22 protein-coding genes are annotated in these 23,264 nt (G+C 65.7%); 1 reads left to right on the forward strand and 21 read right to left on the reverse strand.

Going from position 1 to position 23,264, the window contains the following annotated elements; translation table 11 throughout:
• Positions 1 to 24: 24 nt before the first annotated feature.
• Genes pyrF through pyrR form a run of 7 tightly spaced genes read right to left on the reverse strand, consistent with a single transcriptional unit; the run spans position 25 to position 8,956 of the window.
• Complete coding sequence (gene pyrF / locus NG698_RS03010; RefSeq protein ID WP_252598891.1) at positions 25 to 897, reverse strand: orotidine-5'-phosphate decarboxylase; 873 nt, start codon at positions 895 to 897, stop codon at positions 25 to 27.
• Positions 890 to 4,234 (reverse strand): carbamoyl-phosphate synthase large subunit, encoded by a 3,345-nt coding sequence (gene carB, locus NG698_RS03015; RefSeq protein WP_252607997.1) that lies wholly within the window; start codon positions 4,232 to 4,234, stop codon positions 890 to 892. Before carB ends, pyrF begins: the two co-directional genes overlap by 8 nt.
• Positions 4,234 to 5,505, reverse strand: a complete 1,272-nt coding sequence (gene carA, locus NG698_RS03020) for a glutamine-hydrolyzing carbamoyl-phosphate synthase small subunit (RefSeq protein WP_374209989.1) — start codon at positions 5,503 to 5,505, stop codon at positions 4,234 to 4,236. Before carA ends, carB begins: the two co-directional genes overlap by 1 nt.
• Positions 5,486 to 6,007: a PH-like domain-containing protein gene (locus NG698_RS03025; protein ID WP_252598893.1), complete on the reverse strand. Its 522-nt coding sequence runs from the start codon at positions 6,005 to 6,007 to the stop codon at positions 5,486 to 5,488. The genes carA and NG698_RS03025 overlap by 20 nt, the downstream gene beginning before the upstream one ends.
• Entirely contained in the window at positions 6,007 to 7,353 is a 1,347-nt protein-coding gene (locus NG698_RS03030) for a dihydroorotase (RefSeq protein WP_252607998.1), read from the reverse strand. The genes NG698_RS03025 and NG698_RS03030 overlap by 1 nt, the downstream gene beginning before the upstream one ends.
• Positions 7,353 to 8,372 (reverse strand): aspartate carbamoyltransferase catalytic subunit, encoded by a 1,020-nt coding sequence (locus NG698_RS03035; protein WP_252607999.1) that lies wholly within the window; start codon positions 8,370 to 8,372, stop codon positions 7,353 to 7,355. The genes NG698_RS03030 and NG698_RS03035 overlap by 1 nt, the downstream gene beginning before the upstream one ends.
• Entirely contained in the window at positions 8,369 to 8,956 is a 588-nt protein-coding gene (pyrR, locus tag NG698_RS03040) for a bifunctional pyr operon transcriptional regulator/uracil phosphoribosyltransferase PyrR (RefSeq protein WP_252598896.1), read from the reverse strand. The genes NG698_RS03035 and pyrR overlap by 4 nt, the downstream gene beginning before the upstream one ends.
• A gap of 100 nt (positions 8,957 to 9,056) precedes the next feature.
• On the opposite strand from pyrR, the gene NG698_RS03045 reads away from it, so the two are divergent.
• On the forward strand, positions 9,057 to 10,319 hold the full coding sequence (locus tag NG698_RS03045; protein ID WP_252608000.1) for a PrsW family intramembrane metalloprotease: 1,263 nt from the start codon (positions 9,057 to 9,059) through the stop codon (positions 10,317 to 10,319).
• Between the two features lie 39 nt (positions 10,320 to 10,358).
• Here NG698_RS03045 and NG698_RS03050 read toward each other — a convergent pair whose 3' ends face one another.
• The 14 genes from NG698_RS03050 to aroC all read right to left on the reverse strand — a co-directional run bounded on the left by NG698_RS03050 (position 10,359) and on the right by aroC (position 23,244).
• On the reverse strand, positions 10,359 to 11,204 hold the full coding sequence (locus tag NG698_RS03050) for a triose-phosphate isomerase family protein (protein ID WP_252608001.1): 846 nt from the start codon (positions 11,202 to 11,204) through the stop codon (positions 10,359 to 10,361).
• Positions 11,205 to 11,213: 9 nt separating this feature from the next.
• Positions 11,214 to 12,572: an MFS transporter gene (locus NG698_RS03055; protein WP_252598899.1), complete on the reverse strand. Its 1,359-nt coding sequence runs from the start codon at positions 12,570 to 12,572 to the stop codon at positions 11,214 to 11,216.
• A gap of 156 nt (positions 12,573 to 12,728) precedes the next feature.
• Positions 12,729 to 13,496, reverse strand: a complete 768-nt coding sequence (locus tag NG698_RS03060; protein WP_252608002.1) for an SDR family NAD(P)-dependent oxidoreductase — start codon at positions 13,494 to 13,496, stop codon at positions 12,729 to 12,731.
• 11 nt (positions 13,497 to 13,507) lie between these two features.
• Positions 13,508 to 14,476, reverse strand: a complete 969-nt coding sequence (locus NG698_RS03065) for a 3-hydroxyacyl-CoA dehydrogenase family protein (protein ID WP_252598901.1) — start codon at positions 14,474 to 14,476, stop codon at positions 13,508 to 13,510.
• Between the two features lie 2 nt (positions 14,477 to 14,478).
• Positions 14,479 to 14,961: a ribose-5-phosphate isomerase gene (locus NG698_RS03070; protein WP_252598902.1), complete on the reverse strand. Its 483-nt coding sequence runs from the start codon at positions 14,959 to 14,961 to the stop codon at positions 14,479 to 14,481.
• Positions 14,958 to 16,748 (reverse strand): dihydroxyacetone kinase family protein, encoded by a 1,791-nt coding sequence (locus NG698_RS03075; protein ID WP_252598903.1) that lies wholly within the window; start codon positions 16,746 to 16,748, stop codon positions 14,958 to 14,960. Before NG698_RS03075 ends, NG698_RS03070 begins: the two co-directional genes overlap by 4 nt.
• A 9-nt stretch (positions 16,749 to 16,757) precedes the next feature.
• Entirely contained in the window at positions 16,758 to 17,759 is a 1,002-nt protein-coding gene (locus NG698_RS03080; RefSeq protein ID WP_252608003.1) for a sugar phosphate isomerase/epimerase family protein, read from the reverse strand.
• A gap of 97 nt (positions 17,760 to 17,856) precedes the next feature.
• A complete protein-coding gene (locus NG698_RS03085; RefSeq protein ID WP_252598905.1) occupies positions 17,857 to 18,591 on the reverse strand; it encodes a GntR family transcriptional regulator in 735 nt (244 codons plus the stop codon).
• 127 nt (positions 18,592 to 18,718) lie between these two features.
• Complete coding sequence (gene nusB / locus NG698_RS03090) at positions 18,719 to 19,129, reverse strand: transcription antitermination factor NusB (protein ID WP_056340263.1); 411 nt, start codon at positions 19,127 to 19,129, stop codon at positions 18,719 to 18,721.
• A complete protein-coding gene (gene efp, locus NG698_RS03095; RefSeq protein ID WP_056340266.1) occupies positions 19,129 to 19,692 on the reverse strand; it encodes an elongation factor P in 564 nt (187 codons plus the stop codon). Before efp ends, nusB begins: the two co-directional genes overlap by 1 nt.
• Before the next feature lie 177 nt (positions 19,693 to 19,869).
• Positions 19,870 to 20,388: a tetratricopeptide repeat protein gene (locus NG698_RS03100; RefSeq protein WP_252598906.1), complete on the reverse strand. Its 519-nt coding sequence runs from the start codon at positions 20,386 to 20,388 to the stop codon at positions 19,870 to 19,872.
• Positions 20,388 to 21,479, reverse strand: coding sequence for a 3-dehydroquinate synthase (gene aroB / locus NG698_RS03105; protein ID WP_252598907.1), 1,092 nt, complete (start codon positions 21,477 to 21,479; stop codon positions 20,388 to 20,390). The genes NG698_RS03100 and aroB overlap by 1 nt, the downstream gene beginning before the upstream one ends.
• Positions 21,476 to 22,045, reverse strand: coding sequence for a shikimate kinase (locus tag NG698_RS03110; protein WP_374209938.1), 570 nt, complete (start codon positions 22,043 to 22,045; stop codon positions 21,476 to 21,478). The genes aroB and NG698_RS03110 overlap by 4 nt, the downstream gene beginning before the upstream one ends.
• Positions 22,045 to 23,244: a chorismate synthase gene (gene aroC, locus NG698_RS03115; protein WP_058932358.1), complete on the reverse strand. Its 1,200-nt coding sequence runs from the start codon at positions 23,242 to 23,244 to the stop codon at positions 22,045 to 22,047. The genes NG698_RS03110 and aroC overlap by 1 nt, the downstream gene beginning before the upstream one ends.
• Positions 23,245 to 23,264 lie beyond the last annotated feature (20 nt).

Genomic DNA, 23,264 nt, shown 5'->3' on the forward strand with positions numbered 1-23,264 from the left:
AATGGATGCCAGCATTGAGGGCGCCTATTTGCCGATGAGCCCCTCAAGAGTGCGCAACGCAGCATCACGGAGACCCTGGGTCCCTGGACCGGCAGCCAGGATATCCCGGCTGGACGTCCCCAGGACCTGCGGGTACGCCGCCCCGAAGGTCCGGCGCAGGTCTGCCGGTGTGGCACCCTGGGCGCCCAGTCCCGGGGCGAGGATGGGTCCACGGACCGCCGGGAGGTCCAGGTGCAGGTCAGTCAACGCTGACCCCACAGTGGCGCCGACGACGAGTCCAACGGACCCCAGGCCGCCGGCATAACGGCTGTTCTCTGCCGCTGCCGCCTCGACGATCCGCCGGGCCACGGAGTCGGCTCCGCCCACATGCTGCACGGAAGCCCCCTCCGGGTTGGAGGTCAACGCCAGGACAAATACGCCCCGGCCGTAGTCCGCTGCCAGGTCAAGCGCCGGGCGGAGCGACTCAAACCCCAGGTACGGGCTAAGGGTCACGGAGTCGGCAGCCAGGGACGAGCCGTCCCGCAGCCAGGCGTCTGCGTAGGCAGCCATCGTGGAGCCGATATCGCCCCGCTTGGCGTCAGCAATGGTGAGGACCTGCGCCTGCGTTGCCGCGGCCAGGACCTCTTCCAGGACTGCCATCCCGGCCGAACCGTGGCGCTCGTAGAGCGCCACCTGCGGCTTCACCGCGGCAGCGAGCGAACCGATGGCTTCCAAGACCGTCAGCGAAAACCGCCTCAGCCCTGCGGCGTCGTCGGCGAGTCCCCAGTCCTTCAGGAGTGCCGGGTGCGGGTCAATGCCCACGCACAGCGGGCCGCGGGCCGCCATGGCCGCCCCGAGCCGGGAGCCAAAGGACTCCCGGCCGGCGGGGCTTGATGCGGCGGAACCGGCCTCAGGCATTCTGCGAAACCGCAGACTCGGCCGCCGCGTTCTCCGCAGCTGCCTTCTGGGACGCCACCAGGGCGGCGGCGTGCTCCTGCAGGCTGGTCACTGACCACTCGTAGGTACGCATCGCCTCGATGGCCTGCACCGCCGCGTTGAACTCGGCCACCGTGGTGATGCAGGGGATGCCGATGGAGGTCGCGGCGGCACGCAGGGCGTAGCCGTCGCTGCGGGCCTCGCCGCCGGAGGGGGTGTTGAAGACCATGTCGATCTCGCCGGCGATTACGAGGTCTGCGATGGTGCCCTCACCTTCGGCACTGCTGCCCTCGGCGACCTTGCGGACCGTGCTGGCCTGGATGCCGTTGCGGCGCAGGACGTCGGCGGTGCCGCCGGTGGAGACAATCTCAAAGCCGAGGTCCGAGAGGCGCTTGACGGCCATGATGACCGCCCGCTTGTCCCGGTTTGCCACGGAGACGAAGATCTTGCCTTCGGTGGGCAGGGCATTGTTGGCGGCTGCCTGGCTCTTGGCGAAGGCGGTGTCGAAGTGCTTGTCGATGCCCATGACTTCGCCGGTGGACCGCATTTCCGGGCCGAGCAGCGAGTCCACTACCTTGCCTTCCGGGGTGCGGAAGCGGCTGAACGGAAGCACGGCTTCCTTGACCGATACCGGGGCGTCGAGCGGCAGCGTGGAGCCGTCGCCGGTTTCCGGCAGCATCTTGTAAGCGGTCCGGAGCTGGTGGATGGTGACACCCGTGCCGATCAGCGCGGCGGCCTTGGCCATCTGGACGCCCGTGGCCTTGGAGACGAACGGCACGGTGCGGGAGGCACGCGGGTTCGCTTCGAGCACGTAGAGCACGTCCGAGGCCAGCGCGAACTGGATGTTGATCAGGCCGCGGACGCCCACGCCCTCGGCGATGGCGCGGGTTGCCGTGCGGACACGCTCGATCACGTTGTTGCCCAGGGTGATGGGAGGCAGGACACACGCGGAGTCGCCGGAGTGGATGCCGGCCTCCTCGATGTGTTCCATGATGCCGCCCAGGTACATGTCGGTGCCGTCGAAGAGGGCGTCTACGTCGATTTCGACGGCGTCCTCCAGGAAGCGGTCGATCAGCACCGGGTGGTCCGGCGTGATTTCCGTGGCGTTGGCGATGTACCGGGAGAGGTTCGGCTCGTCGTAGACGATTTCCATGCCGCGGCCGCCGAGCACGTAGGACGGACGGACCAGGACGGGGTAGCCAATCTCGTCGGCGATCTTCTTGGCGTCGTCGAAGGAGACCGCGGTGCCGTTCTTCGGGGCGATCAACCCGGCGTTGTCCAGCACGCGGGAGAACTCGCCGCGGTGCTCGGCGAGGTCGATCGCTTCCGGGGACGTGCCCAGGATGGGGACGCCGGCGTCGGCCAGCTGCTGCGCCAGCTTCAGCGGCGTCTGGCCACCGAGCTGAACAAAGACACCCATCACGCCGCCGGTGCGTTCCTCGGCGGCGATGACCTCGAGGACGTCCTCCAGGGTCAGCGGCTCGAAGTACAGGCGGGTGGAGACGTCGTAGTCCGTGGAGACCGTCTCCGGGTTGCAGTTGACCATAACGGTCTCATAGCCGGCCTTACGCAGCGCCATGGAGGCGTGGACGCAGGAGTAATCGAATTCGATGCCCTGGCCGATGCGGTTGGGGCCGGAACCGAGGATCAGGATGGACGGCTTGGAGTGCAGCGCAATCTCGTCCTCCTCGTCGTATGACGAGTAGTGGTACGGGGTGTAGGCGGCGAACTCGGCGGCGCAGGTATCCACCGTCTTGTAGACCGGACGGATCCCGAGGGCCTGCCGGACACCGCGGACCACGGCTTCGGGGTTGTGCGTGAGGGCGCCGATCTGCTCGTCCGAGAAGCCGTGGCGCTTGGCGCGCTTGAGCATCTCCACGGTCAGGGATCCGGCCTTCCGGATCTCGTGGGAGATCTCGTTGAGCAACTGGAGCTGGTCCAGGTACCAGGGGTCGATCTTGGTGGCTTCGAACAGCTGTTCCACGGTGGCGCCGCCGAGCAAGGCACGCTGGACCTGGTGCAGGCGTTCCGTGGTGGGCCGCTTGGCCTTCTCGATCAGCTCCGGGACTTCCCATTCGGGGACGGAGGTGAAGTCCAGCTGCGAGCCCTTCTGTTCCAGGGAGCGGAGCGCCTTCTGCAGCGCTTCGGTGAAGTTGCGGCCCATGGCCATGGCTTCGCCCACGGACTTCATGGTGGTGGTGAGGGTGTCATCTGCGGCCGGGAACTTCTCGAAAGCGAAGCGCGGAACCTTGACCACCACGTAGTCCAGGGTGGGTTCGAAGGACGCCGGGGTCTTCTGCGTGATGTCGTTCGGGATCTCGTCCAGTGTGTAGCCGAGGGACAGTTTGGTGGCGATCTTGGCGATGGCGAAGCCCGTGGCCTTGGACGCCAGGGCGGAGGACCGGGACACGCGCGGGTTCATCTCGATGACCACTACCCGGCCGGTGTCCGGCTCGATGGCGAACTGGATGTTGCAGCCGCCGGTGTCCACGCCCACCTCACGGATGACGGCGATGGAGATATCGCGCAGCCGCTGGTATTCACGGTCCGTCAGCGTCAGTGCAGGTGCCACGGTGATGGAGTCGCCGGTGTGCACGCCCACGGGGTCGAAGTTCTCGATGGAGCAGACCACCACGACGTTGTCGTTTTTGTCGCGCATCATCTCAAGCTCGTATTCCTTCCAGCCGAGGATGCTCTCTTCAAGCAGCACTTCGCTGGTTGGGCTGTACTGCAGGCCCTGGCCGACGATGCGGCGGAGGTCATTTTCGTTGTAGGCCAGGCCGGAGCCGAGGCCGCCCATGGTGAATGAGGGCCGGACCACCATCGGGTAGCCGAGGTCCTCGGCCGCGGTGAAGGCCTCGTCCAGGGTGTGGATGATGTGGCTGCGGGCCGATTCGGCCCCGCAGCGTTCCACTACGCCCTTGAACTTTTCGCGGTCCTCGCCGAGCTCGATGGCGGCGATGTTCGCGCCGATGAGCTCTACGTTGTACTTTGCCAGCACGCCGTTCTTGTCCAGCGCGATGGCCGTGTTCAGCGCAGTCTGCCCGCCGAGGGTGGGCAGGATGGCGTCAGGGCGCTCCTTGGCGATGATCTTCGCCACCACCTCGGGGGTGATGGGCTCGATGTAGGTGGCATCGGCGAACTCGGGGTCCGTCATGATGGTGGCCGGGTTCGAGTTCACCAGGATGACCCGCAGGCCTTCCTCCTTGAGGACACGCAGTGCCTGGGTGCCGGAGTAGTCGAACTCAGCGGCCTGGCCGATGACGATCGGGCCGGAACCGATGACCAGGACGCTCTTAAGGTCAGTTCTCTTAGGCATTACTTCTTGTCCTCAGTCTTGGAATCGGTGGTGTTCTCTGCGCCGGTTTTGGTGACGGCCATCAGGTCGATGAAACGGTCAAACAGGTAGGCGGCGTCGTGCGGGCCGGCTGCGGCTTCCGGGTGGTACTGCACCGAGAAGGCCGGGATGTCCAGGCACGCGAGGCCTTCAACGACGTCGTCGTTGAGGCTGATGTGGCTGACCTCAACGCGGCCGTAGCGCTCCTCGGGAGCCTGCGTGGCGCCGTCGAGCGGTGCGTCCACGGCGAAGCCATGATTCTGTGAGGTGATCTCCACCTTGCCGGTGCGGCGGTCCAGGACGGGCTGGTTGATGCCGCGGTGGCCGTAACGGAGCTTGTAGGTGCCGAAGCCCAGGGCGCGTCCCAGGATCTGGTTGCCGAAGCAGATGCCGAAGTACGGCAGCTTCTGGTCCAGGACGGAGCGCAGCAGCTTGACCTGGGCGTCTGCCGTGGCGGGGTCGCCGGGGCCGTTGGACATAAAGAAGCCGTCCGGGTTGACGGCCTTGACGTCCTCGAGGGTGGAGGTTGCCGGCAGGACATGGACGCGGACGCCGCGCTCGGCGAAGCGGATGGGGGTCATGGCCTTGATGCCGAGGTCGATCGCGGCAATACTGAAGCGCGGCTCGCCGTCCCAGCCGTGGTCCTTGGGGTCCACCACGTAGGCTTCGCTGACGCTGACTTCCTCGGCCAGGCGGGCGCCTTCCATCGGGGCGCTGGCCAGGACCGCGTCAACGAGTTCCTTGTCCGTGGCCTTGGCGGCCGCACCCGAGAAGATGCCGGCGCGCATGGTCTTGTGCTCACGCAGGTGGCGGGTGATGGCACGGGTGTCCACGCCCTGGATGCCGACGATTCCCTGCTCGATGAGTTCCTCGTCCAGGGAGCGTTCGGAGCGCCAGTTGGAAGGGCGGCGGGCGGCGTCGCGGACGATGTAGCCGGCCACCCAGATGCGGCGGGACTCGGCGTCCTCGCTGTTCACGCCAGTGTTGCCGATGTGCGGCGCGGTCTGCACCACCAGCTGGCGGGCGTAGGAAGGATCGGTGATGGTTTCCTGGTAGCCGGTCATGCCGGTGGCGAACACTGCCTCGCCCAGGGCAGTGCCCTGCGCGCCGTAGCTGGTGCCGCGGAACATGCGGCCGTCCTCCAGGACGAATACCGCCGGTGTGGGAACCGTGGTGGAAAGGGCTGCTGGTGCCGCAGTCTCTGCTTTTGCTGTCGCTGTTTCTGTCACTGTCTTACTTTCCACTCTGGGGATCCGCCTGGGGGGCTGCGGCGATCAATTGCTGAAGGGAGTCATAGAGGGCGTCCTTGTCGGCGGCCCGGCGGGTCCGGAAGCCCGTGTCGAGTTCGTGCGTTCCAAGGTCCCAGGTGAGGACCAGGAGGCCGTCCTTCTCCACGAATTTGCCGGCCATTCCGCTTTCCTGCCGGACGGCGGTGAGGCTTCCGGCCGGGATGTAGAGCGCCGGGGCACCGGTTCTGTCGAAGAGGACGCCGTGCGGGTACACGCTAAGGACGGCATTGGTCCGGATGCCAAGCCGGTGTACCGCGATGCGGTCCAGCCAGTCTCCGGCGGTGGTGGACGCAACGTACTGGCCGTCGGCCCCGGCGAGCGGCACCCCGGGCGCCTGTGGCACGTCGGGCAACCGGCCGACGTCGGCCTGCCGCCTGAGTCGGTTGCGCCAGCCTACCCAGATCATCAGCAGGACGACGGCGATGAGCGCGGCCGTGATGAGGCCGGTGAGTAGTTTGGTGTCCATCAGGAGGCGCCTGCCGCGGACGGTTCGCGGTACGGCGTGTTGAGCTGGCCGTCCAGGACGGTGGGGTGGCCCTTGTAGAACGTGGCCACCACCTTGCCCGGCAGCTCCAGGCCGGCGAACGGGGAGTTGCGGCCCATGGTTGCCATCTTGGCTGGGTCAACGGTCCACCGGGCAGCCGGGTCCACCAAAACAATGTTGGCGGGTTCGCCGGCGTCCAGTGGACGGCCCTGGTCCGCCACTCGGCCGATCAGGGCCGCCGCGGTGGAAGTCACGCGGGCGAAATCGGCCCAGGTCATGAGGCCGGTTTCGATCATGGTGTGCTGGACCACGGACAGCGCGGTTTCCAGCCCGGTCATGCCCATCGCGGCCTGCGCCCACTCGCATTCCTTGTGCTCGCTCGGGTGCGGGGCGTGGTCGGTGCCCACCACGTCAATGGTGCCGTCCGCCAGGCCGGCGCGCAGTGCCTGCACATCTGCATCCGTCCGCAGCGGCGGGTTGACCTTGTACACAGGGTTGTAGCTGCGGACCAAGTCGTCGGTGAGCAGGAGGTGGTGCGGGGTGACTTCGGCGGTGACGTTGATGCCGCGTTCCTTGGCCCAGCGGATGATCTCCACGGAGCCGGCGGTGGAGACGTGGCAGACGTGCAGGCGGGAGTCCACGTGCTGCGCCAGCAGGACGTCACGGGCGATGATGCTCTCCTCGGCCACCGCCGGCCAGCCGGTGAGTCCCAGGACGGCGGAGACGGCGCCCTCGTTCATCTGGGCCCCGGCGGTAAGGCGGGGTTCCTGCGCGTGCTGGGCCACCACGCCGTCGAACGCTTTGACGTACTCCAAGGCGCGGCGCATCAGCACCGGATCATGGACGCAGATGCCGTCGTCGGAGAACATGCGGACCTGGGCACGGGAATCTGCCATGGCACCGAGTTCGGCGAGCTGTTCGCCGGCCAGGCCGACGGTCACGGCGCCGACGGGACGCACGTCCACCCAGCCGGCCGCGCGGCCCAGGCTGTGGACCTGTTCCACCACACCGGCTGTGTCCGCCACCGGGTTGCTGTTGGCCATGGCGTGGACCGCGGTGAAACCGCCCAGGGCGGCGGCGCGGGTGCCGGTCTCCACGGTTTCGGCATCTTCGCGGCCGGGTTCGCGCAGGTGCGTGTGCACGTCCACCATGCCGGGCAGTGCCACCAGGCCGGCGGCTTCGATGACGGCGGCGCCGTCCACGTCTGGGTGGGTGGCAGCGGCTGCGCCCCGGGCGGCGATGATGCCGGCACTGATGAGCAGGTCCTCGGCCCCGGCGCCCAGGATTGATGCGCCGCGGATCAGGTAGGTTCCGTTGTTCTCTGCCATCAGTTGCTCTCCTTGGTGGAATGGTTGCGGGCCGCGCCCGCTGTGGCGGCTGGTTCGCGGGTATCCCCGGAGAGCAGCAGATAGAGGGTGGCCATCCGGACCGAGACGCCGTTGCGGACCTGTGCAAGCACAGTGGAACGGGGCGAGTCGGCGGCGGCGGAGGAAATCTCCAGGCCACGGTTCATGGGTCCGGGATGCATGATGATGGTGTCCTTCAGTCCCAGGCTGTCCAGCGCCCGGAGCCGGTTGTCATCGAAGCCCCAGCGGCGCGAGTATTCGCGGGTGGACGGGAAGAACGAGGCGTTCATCCGCTCGCCCTGCACGCGCAGCATCATCACGGCGTCCACACCCTGCGCCAGGGTGTCATCCATGTCGTAGCTGACCTTGCACGGCCAGTGTTCGACGCCGATGGGCAGCAGGGTGGGTGGCGCCACAAGGGTGATTTCGGCGCCGAGCGTGCGGAGCAGCCAGACGTTGGAGCGCGCCACGCGGGAGTGCAGGACGTCCCCGGCGATGGCTACGCGCATGCCTTTGAGGTCCGCCCCGGTCGAGGCAGAGCCGGCCAGCTGTGACCAGTGCCGGCGCATGGTGAAGGCATCCAGGAGGGCCTGCGTGGGGTGTTCGTGGGTGCCGTCGCCGGCGTTGATGACGGCGGCGTCGATCCAGTCCGTCGCGGCGAGCCGGTGCGGCGCGCCCGAGGCCCAGTGGCGGATCACGACGGCGTCCGCGCCCATGGCTGCCAGCGTTTGGGCCGTGTCCTTGAGGGATTCGCCCTTGGAGACGGAGGAGCCCTTCGCGGCGAAGTTGATGACATCGGCGGACAGCCTCTTGGCGGCCGCTTCGAAGGAGATCCGCGTGCGGGTTGAGTCTTCGAAGAAGAGGTTCACCACGGTGCGGCCGCGGAGGGCCGGGAGCTTCTTGACCTCGCGGTCCCCGACGGCAGCCATTTCCTCGGCGGTGTCGAGGATGCGGATGGCGTTGGCCAGGCTGAGGTCTTCAGTGGAGAGGAGGTGTTTCACGCGCCGCCCTCGATAACCACTTCGTTGACTACGGAACCGTCGGCTGCGGTGTCGGTTTCCTCCAGGCGGACCCGGACCTTCTCGGCGGACGAGGTGGGCAGGTTCTTGCCCACGTGGTCGGCGCGGATGGGCAACTCACGGTGGCCGCGGTCGATCAGCACAGCGAGCCGGACGATCCGGGGACGGCCGAGGTCGATGATGGCGTCAAGGGCGGCACGGATAGTGCGGCCGGAGTACAGGACATCATCGATGAGCACCACAACCTTGTTATCGATTCCCGTTCGCGGGAGCTGTGTGGGGTACGGCGGCCTGGTGGGCTGGTGGGAAAGGTCATCGCGGAACATGGTGACGTCCAGCTGCCCGACAATGGCGGTGGCGTCCACGGTGGCGTCCGCGGCCGCAATCTTGTGTGCGAGGCGGACGGCCAGCGGGTAGCCGCGGCGCGGAATGCCCAGCAGAACCAGGTCCTTGGACCCTTTGTTGGCCTCAAGGATCTCGTGGGCGATTCGAGTGAGTGCACGGTCGATGTCCGCCTGGTTGAGGACAACCCTGGCTGGAACCGGTGCGTTTGTGACAGAAGTCAAACTCTCGTCTCCCCTTTCCCCGCCTCACGGGACGGAATTAAAAAAGGATCATTTGCGTCTCAAAATTACCACATCGGCAGGGGCATCATAGGCTTCCAGTATGTCCATGCACCCTCATCAGCCGGGTTCCGGCCAGGCCGGCGGGCCGGCCGGCCCACCGGATCCTTTCCCCACGCAGGCGAACCCCAGCTGGATGGGCCGGGTTGAACCGGAGTACTACCGGCCCGCGCCCGGAACCAACGCGGCCAGGCTGCCGCCGCTGGGGCCTCCGCAGGCAACCCTGGCTGGCCGCCGGCCCGCAGGCCTTCTGGCACTCACGGTGGGCGGCGCCGCCCTTGTTTTCCTGAGCCTGTTCCTGGTGGTGCCGTTCTTAGTGGCCAACATCGGCGTGGGCGGGTTCCTGGCAGGGTTTGTGCTGTCACTGATCCCGCTGTCCGCGGTGCTCCTTGCGGTTTATCTGATCGACCGGTGGGAACCGGAACCCAAGCGGCTCCTGGTCTTCGCGTTCACCTGGGGCGCTGCGGTGTCCATCGCGGTCACGCTGCTCATCCAGCCGTTCTTCGCCCTGACTTTCCAGTTCAGCGAGGTGGCTGACTTCCAGACGTTTATGGCCACCGTCCAGGCGCCTGTAGTGGAAGAGTTTGCGAAGTCCCTGGGCCTGCTGATGATCCTGCTGCTGGCGCGCAAACACTTCGACGGTCCGGTGGACGGCATAGTCTTCGCCTTCACCATCGCCGGCGGCTTCGCGTTCACCGAAAACATCCTCTACTTTGGCCGGGCCATCGCTGAATCCGCCAACCCGGGAACGGATCTGGCCCAGGTCTTCCTCCTCCGCGGCGTGATGTCACCCTTCGCCCATGCCATCTTCACGGGGTCCACCGGCCTCATCATGGGTTTCGCCGCCCGCCGCTGGCACTCCGGAGCCTCGGTGCTGGCCTTTGTCATCGGGCTGATCCCCGCGATGCTGCTGCATAACCGGTGGAACAGCATGGGCGCGGGGTTCCTGGCGGAATACATCCTGGTCCAGGTGCCCATCTTTGTGCTGGCCGTTGTGGGCATCGTCCTCCTCCGCGTCGCTGAAAACCGACTCACCCGCCAACGGCTGATGGAATACTCCGCGGCTGGCTGGTTCAGCCCCGCCGAGGTGGAACTGCTGGCCACCCCGCGCGGCCGGCGGACCGCCCTGCAGTGGGCGGCCGGCTACCACCGCCGCCCGCAGATGAAGGCGTTCCTCCACGCTGCCACCCAGCTCGCCTTCATCCGGCAGCGTATCCTCAGCGGCCGCGACGTCCGGCTGCACCAGATGGAGGAGCAGCAGCAGCTGCAGCGGATTCTGTCCCTGCGCGCCGCCGTCGCGGGCTGACTCGGGCGCCGTTCGGTTCCTCCTGTTCGGTTCCTCCGGCTAGGTTCCCCGGAGAGCCTCCTGCAAAGCCGTCATTGACAGTGCCTCATCAAGGACTTTGCCGAAGTTCGCCGCATCGTGGGCGAACCGGCCCAGGAAGAGCCCGGAGACGCCGTCGAGCGCGGGCAGCAGCCCTGGCCTGGCCGACCCGCCATAGATAACCGGCGGGTCCCCCAACGCGTCACCTGCCTCGTGCGAATGGGCAGCCAGCAGCGTCCGCAGTGAACGCACCACGGCGGCGACGTAGCCTGCATCGGCGGGCTCCGTTGCGCCAATGGCCCAGACCGGTTCGTAGGCGATCATGAGCCGGGATGCCAGGGCCCAGTCACCGCCGACCGCCTCGTCGATCTGCTGATGGACAAATGCAGCCGCTCCGCTGGCTCCGGTCCCGCTTTTTTCACTGCGTGTGTCCTCGCCCACGCACAGCAGCGGGGTGATGCCGGCGTCGTCGGCTGCCTTGACTTTCCGGGCGATCATGGTGTTATCCTCGCCGAAGTGCCGCCGCCGTTCGGCGTGGCCGATCTCCACGAGGCTCACCCCAAGCTCGGCCAGAAGCGACGGCGACACCTCACCTGTCCACGGGCCGTCCGCCCAGCCGCAGTTCTGGGCTCCCAGCAGAAGCGGTGATCCTGAGATGACGCCGCTGGCGGCCGGAAGGACCGGGAAGGAAGGGATCACAAACGGGACCACCCGCCCGGCCGCAAGGGCCGGACGGGAGTCGACTTCATGCTGTATGCGGGCGAGCCAGTCCAGGCAGTCCCGGTATCCCATGTACATCTTGGTGCTGACGCCGATGTAGAGGATCTCCGGGGTGCCGCTCTGGTCCGCGCTGCTGCATTCAGTCATGGTGTCCGGTCACTTGTTGTCGAGCAGATCGTCGGCCTTGTTGCGGAACCTCTTCGTGGCGTACATCATGATGGCCGCCAAGAACGGAAGGACACCCAGGGCGTACACGCCCATGGTGCCGGTGTCCGATGCGGTGACCTGGTTGACCGTGGTCCGCAGGATGGGGGCCACGAAACCGCCCAGGTTACCCAGCGAGTTGATCAGGCCGATGCCCGCAGCGGCCGCCGTTCCGGTGAGGAACGCCGTCGGGTAGGACCACGCGATGGGACCGATCGAGAGGAAGCTGCACACCGCGAGCGTGATGAAGATGATGCCCAGCGCCGGGAGGTGGTTGGAGCCCGCCCAGGCGGAGCCGAAGATGCACAGGCCGGTGGAGATAAACAGCCCGGTGCCCCAGACACGGCGGCGGACGATGGTGTTGGCCGCCTTGCCGATGAAGTAGCACGCGAAGATGCCGAAGAACCAGGGGATGGCGGCCAGCAGGCCCACTTCGATGCCCACCTTCTGCCCGGTGAGCTGTGCCACCTGCTGCGGCAGGTAGAACGTCACGCCGTAAACGGCGATCTGGAGGCAGAAGTAGATGGCGGTGAAGTACCAGACCTTGCGGTTCTTCATGGCGGCGAGGACACCGCGGGGGCCGTCCTTTTCCTTGACCCCGTCCTCGAGGGCCATAACGTCCAGCAGCGCCTTCTTCTCGTCCTTGTCCAGGAATTTCGCGTCTTGGGGGGTGTTGATGAGGAAGAAGTAGGCGGCAATACCGGCGAGTACTGCCAGCATGCCTTCAACGAAGAACATGACCTGCCAGCCGGCAACGCCGGGAACCTGGTCGCCGATGTTGATGAGCCACCCCGACAGCGGGGCGCCCATCATCTGGGAGAACGGCTGGGCCAGGTAGAAGATGGCGAACATCTTGACGCGGACCTTGTTGGGGAACCAGGCGGCCAGGAACATGATGACGCCCGGGAACAGGCCGGCCTCGGTCACGCCGAGCAGGAAGCGCAGGATGATGAAGGAGGTCTCGCCCTGGACGAAGGCGAAGCAGGCCGAGACGATGCCCCACGTGATGGCGATGCGGGCCAGCCACACCTTGGCGCCGAACTTGGTCAGCAGCAGGTTGGAAGGGATCTCGAACAAGGCGTAGCCGATGAAGAAGATACCGGCACCCAGGGCATATGCGCCGGCGGTGATGCCCCTGTCCACTTCAAGTGCTGCCTCGGCGAAGCCCACGTTGGTGCGGTCCAGGAAGGCCACGACGTACAGGATGACGAGCATCGGCATCAGCCGGAAGGAGGCTTTGGAGATCGCCGATTTGAGGACCGGTGAATCCAGTAACTCCTTGGTGGCATTTGTTCCAGTGGTGACAGTCATTCAAACTCCTCGTTGAGTAAGCAGGTGAGCAAATCAGTGGAAGGTGGAGCGGTTAGAGCGAGAATGCGATGAGTATTGCGCCGATCAGGCAGGCGAACACGCCCACGGCCAGGTAGATTCTGCGTTCCTTGGTCCAGGTGCCCATGGTGGTCCTTCCTAGTGCATGTAGAGTCCGCCATCCACGTTCAGTGTCTGGCCGGAGATGTATCCGGCGTCCTCGCTGATGAGGAAGGCGATGGCTGCTGCGATGTCGCGGGTGGATCCGACGCGGTTGACCACGAGGTCCTTGGTGAGTTCGTCTTTGCGTTCCTGGCTGAGGGTGCCGCCCATGATGTCCGTGTCGACAGGGCCGGGGGAAATGGCGTTCACCGTGATGTCGTACTCCCCCAACTCGCGGGCGGTGGCGCGGGTCAGGCCGATGACCCCTGCCTTGGCCGCGGAGTACGGCGTTTTGGAGAAGGTGCCGCCGCCGCGTTGGGCGGACACGGAAGAGATGTTCACGATGCGTCCGATCCGGTTCTTCGCCATGGATTCGGCGACGCGGCGGGTGGCGTAATGGACACCGTTGAGGTTGATGCTCATTACGCGGTCCCATTCAGCGGCGTCCAGTTCAAGATACGGAACAGGTGAGCTGACGCCGGCCACGTTGGCCAGTGCGACGACCTGCGGCAGCTCTGCTTCGATCGAGTCGATAGCTGCGCGGACGGAGGCTTCGTCGCCGACGTTGGCGCCGACGCCGTGGGCCTTCACGCCGTACTGGGCGGCGATTTCCTTGGCGGCGGCTTGGGACTGGGCGTCGTCCAGGTCGATGATGCCGATGTTCCAGCCCTGGGCGGCCAGGTAGCCGGCCGTGGCGCGGCCGATACCGCGTTCGGAGACGGCGCCCGTGATGATGGCGGTGCGTTCAGCAGGGAAAGTGGCCATGGAAATGCTCCTTAGTTGATGGGGGCCGGGCCGAGCTCGTCGATGAGCTTCTGCATGGCCACGTAGGCCCGGTTGCGGTAGGCGATGAGTTCCGGGGTGCGTTCGGCCGGGACGTTGAGGAAGCCCGCGCCGGACTTGGTGCCGAGTTTGCCCGCTTCCACCAGGTCACTCAGGATCTTGGGCGTGGCGAAGCGTTCCGGGAATTCGGTCTGCAGTGACTTGTAGCAGAAGTTGTACACGTCCAGGCCGGCCATGTCTGCGATGGCGAACGGACCGAAGAACGGCAGGCGGAAGCCGAAGGTGGTGCGGACCAGGGTGTCCACGTCCTCAGCGGTCGCGATTCCCTGCTCCACGAGCTGCGCGGCCTCGTGGAACAGGGCATACTGCAGGCGGTTCAGGACAAATCCGGTGACGTCTTTGACCACCGCGGTCTGCTTGTTGGCGGCATGGACCAGATCCCGGACGGCGCCGATGGTGGCGGCCGAAGTGCCTGCATGCGGGATGATCTCCACGCCAGGGATAAACGGGGACGGGTTCGAGAAGTGCACACCCAGGAAGCGCTCCGGGTTGGCGACCGGCTCGGACAGCTCCGCGATGGAGATGGTTGACGTGTTGGAGCCGATGACGGCATCGGCCCGGGCAGCGGCGCTGATCCGTGCCAGTGTCTGGTGCTTGATGGCGATGACTTCGGGTACGGCTTCTTCGATGAAGTCGGCACCCGCCACGGCTTCCTCGATGTCCTTGGCGACCCAGAGGTTCTGCTTGAGGATGGCGGTGGAACCCTCGGGGAACAGACCGTCGGCGACGAACTGGTCGGATTCGGCCAGCAGCCGGTCATAGTTCTTCTGCGCCACCTCGGCGGAGACGTCGGCCAGGGCGACGCGGGCTCCGCCCAGTGCCAGGACCTGGGCAATGCCGCCGCCCATGTAGCCCGATCCGACGACGGCGATCTTGCGTGAGCTGTTAGGTGTTGTGGTCATGATCAGACTGCCTTCGTGTATGCGGGCTCATAGGAGCAGATGGCGTCGACCTTGCCGGCGGACGCTGAACTTTCATCAAAGCGGTACTCGAGCCACTCGCCCACGAGCTTCTTGGCGAGCTCCAGGCCGATGACCCGCTGGCCCAGCGTGAGGACCTGTGCATTGTTGCTGAGGACGGAGCGCTCCACGGAATAGCTGTCGTGGGCCGTCACCGCACGGATTCCGGGTACCTTGTTGGCCGCGATGGCAACTCCCAGTCCCGTTCCGCAGATGAGGAGTGCGCGGTCCGCTTCGCCTTCCGCCACTTTACGGGCGGCATTAACCGCGACGTGCGGGTAGGCGGTGGCATCGTTGGCCCCAACGCCGATGTCCAGCACGGCGGCAACGCGGCTGTCTGCCGTGAGCAGCGCCTTCAGTGCTTCCTTGTACTCGACGCCGGCCTCATCGTTGCCGATGACGATGCGCCAACCTGCGTGGGTGTTCATGTTGTTGCTCCTTTTCCGGCCGCGTAAGCCAGTTCAGACTGAACCAACCCTGGCTCCGTGAAGTTTGGCTCCGCCAGGCCAGAGTGGATGTATGCGGCAATCCGTTCGGCGATCAGTCCAAAGGAGACCGCGCCGGGGTCGGGGTGCCCGAGGCTCTTTTCGGCCAGCGGACGGGCGCGGCCCTTGAGCGGGCGCAGTTCCGCCGTTTTGGCAGCCGCCGCCCGGGCAGCGACTGCGGCTGCGGTGAGAGACCCTGCGAGGGAGTTGCCGCCGTCGGACTCCCGGAGGAACGCCTCCCGGAAGGGCAAGAGCGCGTCCACCATGGTCTTGTCGCCCGGCTCGGCCTTGCCGAGCTCGGTAATGGCGCCCACCAATGCGGTCACGGCGGCGATCGCGTCCTCAATGGTGTAGGTTTCCCGGTTGCCCAGGGCAAGTCCAGACGCGATGATTGCAGATCCCCACAGTGCGCCTGAGGTGCCGCCCGCGCGTTCGCTCCAGGCTTCTCCGGCTGCTTCAAGCACGCGTCCCACCGACGCGCCGGACTCTGCGGCCTGTGCCGCGGCGTCGGTTGCTGCCTCCACGCCGCGGCGCATGCCGATGCCGTGGTCGCCGTCGCCGGCTATGGCGTCCAGGTTGCCCAGTTCCTCTTCGTGTTCGACGACGACTTCCCGCACTTGGGCGAGCACGGCGGCTGCCAGCCGGCCCAGGTCCGCTGCTGCCGCCGTCGTTTCTTCCACTTCGCCGGCGACGGCGTCTTCCGGTCCGGTCAGCTGGCGGCGGGCACGCGGAGCCAGGTTGCCCTTGCGGTAGGCCGGTGAGTCTGCTGGCGCGGCCCAGTAGCGTTCGAGTTCCTCATCCAGCCAGAACAGCGTGAGGGATAGCCCGGACATGTCCAGGCTCGTGACCAACTCGCCGCATTCCGGTTCCACCACGGTCAGTCCGGCGTTGACGAGGAGTCTCTCGATCTTGCCGAACAGGAGGAAAAGTTCGTCGTACTTGACGGTACCGAGGCCGTTGACGATGGCCACCACGCGGCTTCCGCGGTGATCCGGAGTGTCCGCGAGGAGGCGCGAGACCAGCAGTTCGGCGAGTTCGGACGCCGTGGGCATGGGATGTTCCGAGATGCCCGGTTCCCCGTGGATGCCCAGGCCCAGGGACATCTGGCCTGCCGGGACGTGGAAGAGCGGTTCGCTGGCGCCGGGCAGGGTGCAGCCGTCGAAGGCCACGCCGAGCGAACGCGTTCGGTGGTTGGTCTTGAGGGCCAAGCGCTCGACGTCGTCAAGGTTCAGTCCCGCTTCGGCGGCGGCACCGGCGATCTTGAACACCGTGAGGTCGCCGGCGATGCCGCGGCGCTTCCCGATCTGGTCGGTCGGTGCACTGGCGATGTCGTCCGTGACGGTGACCGTGCGGGTCTCGATGCCCTCTGCGTTCAGGCGCAGCTGCGCCTGACCGAAGTGAAGGACGTCGCCCGCATAGTTGCCGTAGCTCAGCAGCACTCCCCCGCCGGCATTTGCCTCTTTGGCCACCCGGTAAATCTGCCCGGCAGCCGGTGAAGCGAACATGTTGCCGCAGGCCGAGGCCGTCGCCAGCCCTGGACCCACGAGTCCGGCGAAAGCCGGGTAGTGACCGGAGCCGCCGCCTACCACCAGGGCAACCTGGCCGGCGGGGACTTCGGTTGACCGGACCACTCCGCCATCAACGCGTGCAACGTAACCGCGGTTGGCGGCGACGAAGCCGTCCAGTGCATCGTCCGCAAAGTCTGCGGGGTTGTCGAAGATTTGTGTCATGGCTTTTCCTTAGACGCCAGCGAATTCCGCGGCGGGCAGTTGCCGGCCCTGGGTAACCTGGCTCTGGCCCAGCGCATAGCCATCGGTCTTGGGCAGGATGTGGCGGCGTAGGTACTCCTGGTTGCTGGCCGTAACGCTGAGTCCGTCTCCGCCGTAGTGTTCGGTGCAGAGGATGCCCTGGAAGCCTACGGACAGTGCAACCTTGAAGGCTTCGCGGTAGTTGATGAGGCCGCTCTCCATCGGGGCGGGCATGGTGATGTAGCTGTCCCGCGCCACGTCCTCGTCCCGGATGTAGTTCTTCATGTGCCAGTAGTTCGAGTACGGCATGGTCTTGGCTACCATTTCGCGCCAGTCCTCGATGGGCCGGTGCAGCCGGATCAGGTTGCCGAGGTCCGGGTTGAGCCCAACATTGGCCAGGCCGATGTCCTGCACCAGCTGTATCGAGGAGTCCGCCGTGCCGAGGTAGGTATCCTCGTACATCTCCAGGGAGAGCAGGACACCGGCGTCTGCTGCGTGCTGGCCCAGCTCACGGATGCGGGAGACTGCCTTGCACCACACTTCCTTGTCCCCCACCGGGTCCTTGTAGCCCTCAACGGTCCAGAACCACAGCTGCTTCTGCTGCTCCGGGGTAATGGCTTGGTGCAGTCCAAAGGAGACTACTTCGCAGCCGAGCTCGGCGGCTGCGTCGATGGTCCGGTGGCTGTAGGCGAGGTTGTCGGCCCAGTCCGTCTGGTGGATCACGCTGCGGCGGATGGCGGAAATGACCGGGATCCCGATGCCCACATTGTCTGCAGTCTGCTTGAACTCGGCGAGCCGCTCCTTGCTCAGATCGCCGGGACGGACCCAGCTGTCGGTCAGGTCAGCGTTGGCGAAGCCGGCTTCCTTGACCTCGGTCAGGACTTCCGCCCAACTGGACGCATCGGCGTCGTTGATTTGCATTCCCTTGCCGTCAGTTCCCGGAAACTGCAGCAGTGCTGCGGTGATGGGCCAATTCTCAGCTGTGTAAGCCACGATGCTTCACTCCCTCGTAATCATCTTTCCTATAGGATCTACTATCAAAAAAGAGTTGTCAAGATCACATCCCTGAGTGGGCCCCGCCCAGCCGGGATTAGCTTTCCGGGGCGTCGGCAATGGCCCGGGAACGGACCTTGCGGATGTGGTCCGCCATGGCTGCGGCTGCTTTGTCGGGATCGCCGGTGGTAACGGCAGCCAGGACTGCCTCGTGTTCCGCGATGGCGTGCTCGGCATCCGTAATGCCCACGCCGCCGAAGAGCCGGAACCGTTGGACCTGTCCCCCGAGGGCTGAGTAGGCGGCCTCCATAAACTGGTTTCCGGTTTGCCGCGCAATCAGCTGGTGGAACCTCTCGTCCGCCTCGAGGTAGTCCTTGAACTCGGCAAACGAAGGTCCCCGAGGTGCGGATTTCAGGTCCTCGACGGCCTTCCCGAGCTCGGCCAGGCCATGCTGGTTGATGCGTTCACAGGCCAGCCGGGCGTTGACGGGCTCGATTGCCAACCGCGCCTCCATCAGCTCCGCAAAATCCTCCTGCGTAAAAACGGGAGCCACGCGGTAGCCTTTCAGCGCCACCCTCCGGACCATTCCGGTGTGCTCAAGCCGTGCAAGGGCCTCGCGGACCGGAGTGGGAGAAACGTCCAGTTCGCGGGCCGTCCCGTCAATGCTGACCACGGCTCCGGGCGCCAGCCGGCCATCCATAAGGGAGGCCAGGAGTTCCGCGTAAACGTGGTCCGCCAGCACCTCGCGGCTGACCGCGCGGCCGGTCCTGCGGGGGCCGGTCTGGTCATCTGTGCTGCTGCCGGCGCGTGGGCCTGTGGACGCGTTTTGCATAGTCAGATCCTATAGGAAGCGCCGGTCAGCGATCGTTTCCGGGTACGCAAAGAGCCCCGGCCAGGTGGACCTGGCCGGGGCTCTTCACGACGCCGTGCGCGGGCTCTTTACCCGCCGCCGTAGCAGCTCAGGCCAAGAGGGAGGGCTTCAGCTGCTGCAGCCGGCCCAGGAGGCCGTTGATGAACGACGGCGATTCATCCGTTGAGAGCGTCTTGGACAGTGCCACTGCCTCACTGACCGCGACACCGTCGGGAACGTCGTCGTTGTACAGCAGTTCCCAGGTGCCGATCCGCAGGATGATGCGGTCCACCGAAGGCATACGTTCCAGGGTCCAGCCCTGGGAATAGGTCTCGAGGAATTCGTCGATGGCGGTCTGCTGTGAGACGACGCCTTCCACGATTTCCAAGGTGTACGGGTTCACGATCTGGTCTGTCAGTTCGCGCCGGGACCTGAGTACATCGAAGGCGGAAACCGAGCGCTGCTCGGCCTCGAAGAGGACATCCAGTGCCCTGTTACGGGCCTTACCGCGTGCGCTCACTACTCGCTGACCCGGCCGAGGTAGCTGCCGTCGCGAGTATCAACCTTGACCTTGGTGTTGTTCTCGACGAACAACGGAACCTGGATCTCGTAGCCGGTTTCCAGCGTTGCGGGCTTGGTGCCAGCCGAGGAGCGGTCGCCCTGCAGGCCAGGCTCGGTGTAGGTGATCTCGAGGACAACGCTGGGCGGAAGTTCGATGTAGAGCGGGTTGCCTTCGTGGATGGCGATGTTGACCATCTGGTTCTCCAGCATGAAGTTGGTGGCGTCACCAACAGTGGCGCCGGAGACAGTGAGCTGGTCGAAGTCCGAGGTGTCCATAAACACGAAGTCGGCGCCGTCCTGGTACAGGTACTGGTAGTCCCGGCGGTCAACCGTGGCGGTTTCGATCTTAAGGCCGGCGTTGAACGTCTTGTCTACAACTTTGCCGGACATCACGTTCCGCATCTTGGTCCGCACAAACGCGCCACCTTTGCCGGGCTTGACGTGCTGGAATTCAATGATGTTCCAGAGCTGGCCCTCGAGCTTCAGGACCGTTCCGTTCTTGATGTCGTTAGTGGTTGCCACTGGTATCCTCTGGTTTCTATCTGTCTGGTCAGTTGTCAGACGTTCTATGCCGGCCAGGCAAGCCGAACGGCCCGCCAGCGCGTGTTTATCAAAAATCCAAGAACCATTCTACCGGTAAAACCCGGGCGGCTTGCGTCCGGGCCTCCCGGCCACCCACCTCAGAACCGGATAGGCGTGTCAGCAGGCGAGATCCAGGACGTCGCGGGCCCGCTGAAGGGCAACGGTGGACGAGTAGATCTGCGCGGCATCAGCCGATTGCGCAACCCGAAGATCCAGTGCCCGGGCAAAGGCTTCTACCGCGGCGGACGTGTGTCCGGCGGCGTACTGGGTCTTGCCCAGGTATTGCAGTACCAGTGCTTCACGGTCAGTCCCTTGGAACTCAGCGAGTAACTGCCTGAACAAATCAAGGGCGCGGTCGGTGCGGTGGGAGACACGCAGTACCTCGGCCTCGAACGTGCGGAGCCGGAAGGACTCAGGGTCCTTGAAGCGGGCCTCCGCGAGCAGTTCGGCCGCCTCCGCAGCATGCCCTTCCACGATCAGGACGAAAATCTGGTCTGACGGGTCCGCGGACGCCGCCAGGGCCGCGCGGCAGGCGTTCTCGTTGACGATCTCCGGCAGCAGGGAGACCGGGTTGATCCGGATTCCGGGGAAGCCAGCCTCGGGCCAGTCGCTGGTGCCCGCCACGTCGCCCTGCATCAGGAGGCGATTTCCTGGTAGGCCGCGAAGAGCAGGGACGTGTCCGGGACATCCAGGATGCCCGGCTTGGCGATGCCGTCCAGAACCACAAAGCGCAGGAGGTCCCCGCGTGATTTCTTGTCGCGCCGCATGCCGTCCAGCAGTCCCTGCCAGCGGTCTCGCCGGTATGTGACCGGGAGGCCCAGTGTTTCCAGGATGCTGCGGTGGCGGTCGGCGTCCACGTCGCTGAGCCGGCCAACGCTGCGGGCAAGTTCAGCGGCGAACATCATGCCCACCGATACTGCCGCGCCGTGCCGCCAGGAGTACCGCTCCACCAGTTCAATGGCGTGGGCCAAGGTGTGGCCGTAGTTAAGAATTTCGCGCAGCCCGGATTCCTTGAGGTCTTCCGAAACCACTTTGGCCTTGACCGCGATAGCGCGTTCGATAAGTTCGCGCAGGGCGTCCGATCCGGGGTCGGTGGCCGCCGCCGGGTCCTTTTCGATCAGGTCAAGGATGGCCGGATCTGCGATGAAGCCGCACTTGATGACTTCAGCCATCCCGGAAATGATTTCATTCCTGGGCAACGTGTAAAGGGTGTCCAGGTCCACCAGCACTCCGGCCGGGGGGTGGAAGGAGCCCACCAGGTTCTTGCCCTCAGCCGTGTTGATGCCGGTCTTTCCACCCACGGAAGCATCCACCATGCCCAGCAGGCTGGTGGGCATGTGGATGACCTTCACGCCGCGAAGCCAGGTAGCCGCCACAAAACCGGCCAGGTCGGTGACGGCCCCGCCGCCCACTGCCACGATGGCGTCCGAGCGCGTGAAATCGTTCTGGCCCAGGACCTGCCAACAGAAAGCCGCGACCTGGATGTGTTTGCCTTCTTCGGCGTCCGGGATTTCCGCGGTCAGCGAGGTGAAACCCGCTGCAGCCAGCTCATCGCGGACCGTGTCACCGGTGAGCCGCAACGCACGGGGATGGATGACCAGCACACGCCGGACCCGCTCCCCCAGCAACGCCGGAAGGTTCCCCAGCAGACCGCGGCCAACTACGACGTCGTAATTCTGCCCAGCGGATTCGCCGGTGACCTTGATGACTGTTGAATCGACGCTCAATTTTCAACTTCCTGTTTGGCGGCCGCGTAGTCACGCAGCGCAACTTCGAGCCGGTGTCCCAGCTCGCTGACCGAGCCCTGGCGGACATCCACCACAAGGTTGGCCAGCCGTTCGTAAACGGGTTTCCTGGTAATAAACAGAGCGGACCATCGGGCCATGGCATCGCCGGCGAGTAGCGGCCGACCCGAGTTCCGGGCGATGCGGCTGGCCACGGTTTCCTCATCACATTCGAGGTACACCACAGTGCAGCGGCCCAGGAGCTGCTGCGTGCCGGAATCCAGCACGGCGCCGCCACCCAAGGAAATCACGCTGGCCGCGCTTTCTGCATGCTCCACCGCGCTGGCAACGGTCCGGGCCTCGATCTCCCGGAACGCGTGCTCGCCGCGGCCGGCAAAAATGGAGGCGATGCTGCCATGGGCTTCCACGATCAGGTTGTCCGTATCGACGAAGGGCACGTCCAGCAGCTTGGCCAGCTCGTGGCCGATCGCGGACTTTCCCACCGCCATGGGTCCGATGAGGACAATGGGCCGGTCGCCAGGCACACCGGCCTTACGGCTCCTTGGCACTAGTGGCCGATCGAGTCCAGGGATGCCGGAATGTTGTCCAGGTAACCCTTGATGTTGCGGGCGGTCTCCGCCACGGAGTCACCGCCGAACTTTTCGGTGACGGCTTCCGCCAGAACCAGCGCAACCATCGCCTCGGCCACCACGCCGGCAGCCGGCACGGCACAGACGTCGGAGCGCTGGTGGTGCGCCTTGGCAGGCTCCCCCGTGCTGACGTCAACCGTGCGAAGGGCGCGGGGCACCGTGGCGATGGGCTTCATGGCCGCTCGCACGCGCAGGACGTCGCCGATGCTCATGCCGCCTTCAATGCCGCCGGCCCGGTTGCTGGTCCGGATGATCTTGCCGTCCGCGTCCTTGACGATTTCATCGTGGGCAGCGGAGCCGCGGCGCGCAGCTGTCAGGAAACCGTCGCCAACTTCCACGCCCTTGATGGCCTGGATGCCCATCAGGGCGGCGGCGAGGCGCGAATCAAGCCTGCGGTCCCAGTGGACATAGCTGCCCAGTCCCGGCGGCAGTCCGTACGCGAGGACCTCCACCACACCGCCCAGGGTTTCGCCTTCCTTGTGGGCGGCGTCAACCTCGGCCACCATGGCGTCTGAGGTCTCGCGGTCAAAACAGCGCAAAGGATCGGCGTCGAGCGCAATCACGTTGGCTGGAACGGGCAGCGGACGGCCCTCGGGCACGGTCACACTGGCGATGGAGACGGTGTGGCTGACCAGTTCGATGCCGAGCGCCTTGAGGAACTGGGACGCCACAGTGCCCATGGCGACCCGCGTGGCGGTCTCCCGGGCGCTAGCGCGTTCCAGGACGGGCCGGGCCTCGGTGAACCCGTACTTCTGCATCCCGGTGAAGTCTGCGTGGCCCGGACGGGGCCGGGTCAGCGGTGCGTTGCGGGCCTGGTCCGCCAGGATTTCCGGATCCACCGGATCGGCAGCCATGATCTGCTCCCACTTGGGCCATTCGGTGTTGGCGACCTGGACGGCCACCGGGCCGCCCTGGGTCAGGCCGTGGCGGACGCCGCCGAGAATGGTCACGACGTCCTGCTCGAACTTCATCCGGGCGCCCCGGCCGTAGCCAAGGCGGCGGCGTGCCAATGAATCGGCGATCTGCCCGCTGGTGAGTTCAACACCGGCGGGGACGCCTTCAATAATTCCCATCAGGGCCGGACCATGGGATTCACCGGCAGTCAACCAACGCAACATAATTTCCATCCTGCCACGTA

Source organism: Pseudarthrobacter raffinosi (assembly GCF_023913735.1).
GTDB lineage: Bacteria > Actinomycetota > Actinomycetes > Actinomycetales > Micrococcaceae > Arthrobacter > Arthrobacter raffinosi.

Excerpts from the sequence above, each read along its gene's own strand:
- pyrF (WP_252598891.1), bottom strand. The coding sequence starts at position 897 with ATGCCTGAGGCCGGTTCCGCCGCATCAAGCCCCGCCGGCCGGGAGTCC.
- carB (WP_252607997.1), bottom strand. The coding sequence starts at position 4,234 with ATGCCTAAGAGAACTGACCTTAAGAGCGTCCTGGTCATCGGTTCCGGC.
- NG698_RS03025 (WP_252598893.1), bottom strand. The coding sequence starts at position 6,007 with ATGGACACCAAACTACTCACCGGCCTCATCACGGCCGCGCTCATCGCC.
- NG698_RS03030 (WP_252607998.1), bottom strand. The coding sequence starts at position 7,353 with ATGGCAGAGAACAACGGAACCTACCTGATCCGCGGCGCATCAATCCTG.
- NG698_RS03045 (WP_252608000.1), top strand. The coding sequence starts at position 9,057 with ATGTCCATGCACCCTCATCAGCCGGGTTCCGGCCAGGCCGGCGGGCCG.
- NG698_RS03050 (WP_252608001.1), bottom strand. The coding sequence starts at position 11,204 with ATGACTGAATGCAGCAGCGCGGACCAGAGCGGCACCCCGGAGATCCTC.
- NG698_RS03055 (WP_252598899.1), bottom strand. The coding sequence starts at position 12,572 with ATGACTGTCACCACTGGAACAAATGCCACCAAGGAGTTACTGGATTCA.
- NG698_RS03060 (WP_252608002.1), bottom strand. The coding sequence starts at position 13,496 with ATGGCCACTTTCCCTGCTGAACGCACCGCCATCATCACGGGCGCCGTC.
- NG698_RS03065 (WP_252598901.1), bottom strand. The coding sequence starts at position 14,476 with ATGACCACAACACCTAACAGCTCACGCAAGATCGCCGTCGTCGGATCG.
- NG698_RS03070 (WP_252598902.1), bottom strand. The coding sequence starts at position 14,961 with ATGAACACCCACGCAGGTTGGCGCATCGTCATCGGCAACGATGAGGCC.
- NG698_RS03075 (WP_252598903.1), bottom strand. The coding sequence starts at position 16,748 with ATGACACAAATCTTCGACAACCCCGCAGACTTTGCGGACGATGCACTG.
- NG698_RS03085 (WP_252598905.1), bottom strand. The coding sequence starts at position 18,591 with ATGCAAAACGCGTCCACAGGCCCACGCGCCGGCAGCAGCACAGATGAC.
- NG698_RS03100 (WP_252598906.1), bottom strand. The coding sequence starts at position 20,388 with ATGCAGGGCGACGTGGCGGGCACCAGCGACTGGCCCGAGGCTGGCTTC.
- aroC (WP_058932358.1), bottom strand. The coding sequence starts at position 23,244 with ATGTTGCGTTGGTTGACTGCCGGTGAATCCCATGGTCCGGCCCTGATG.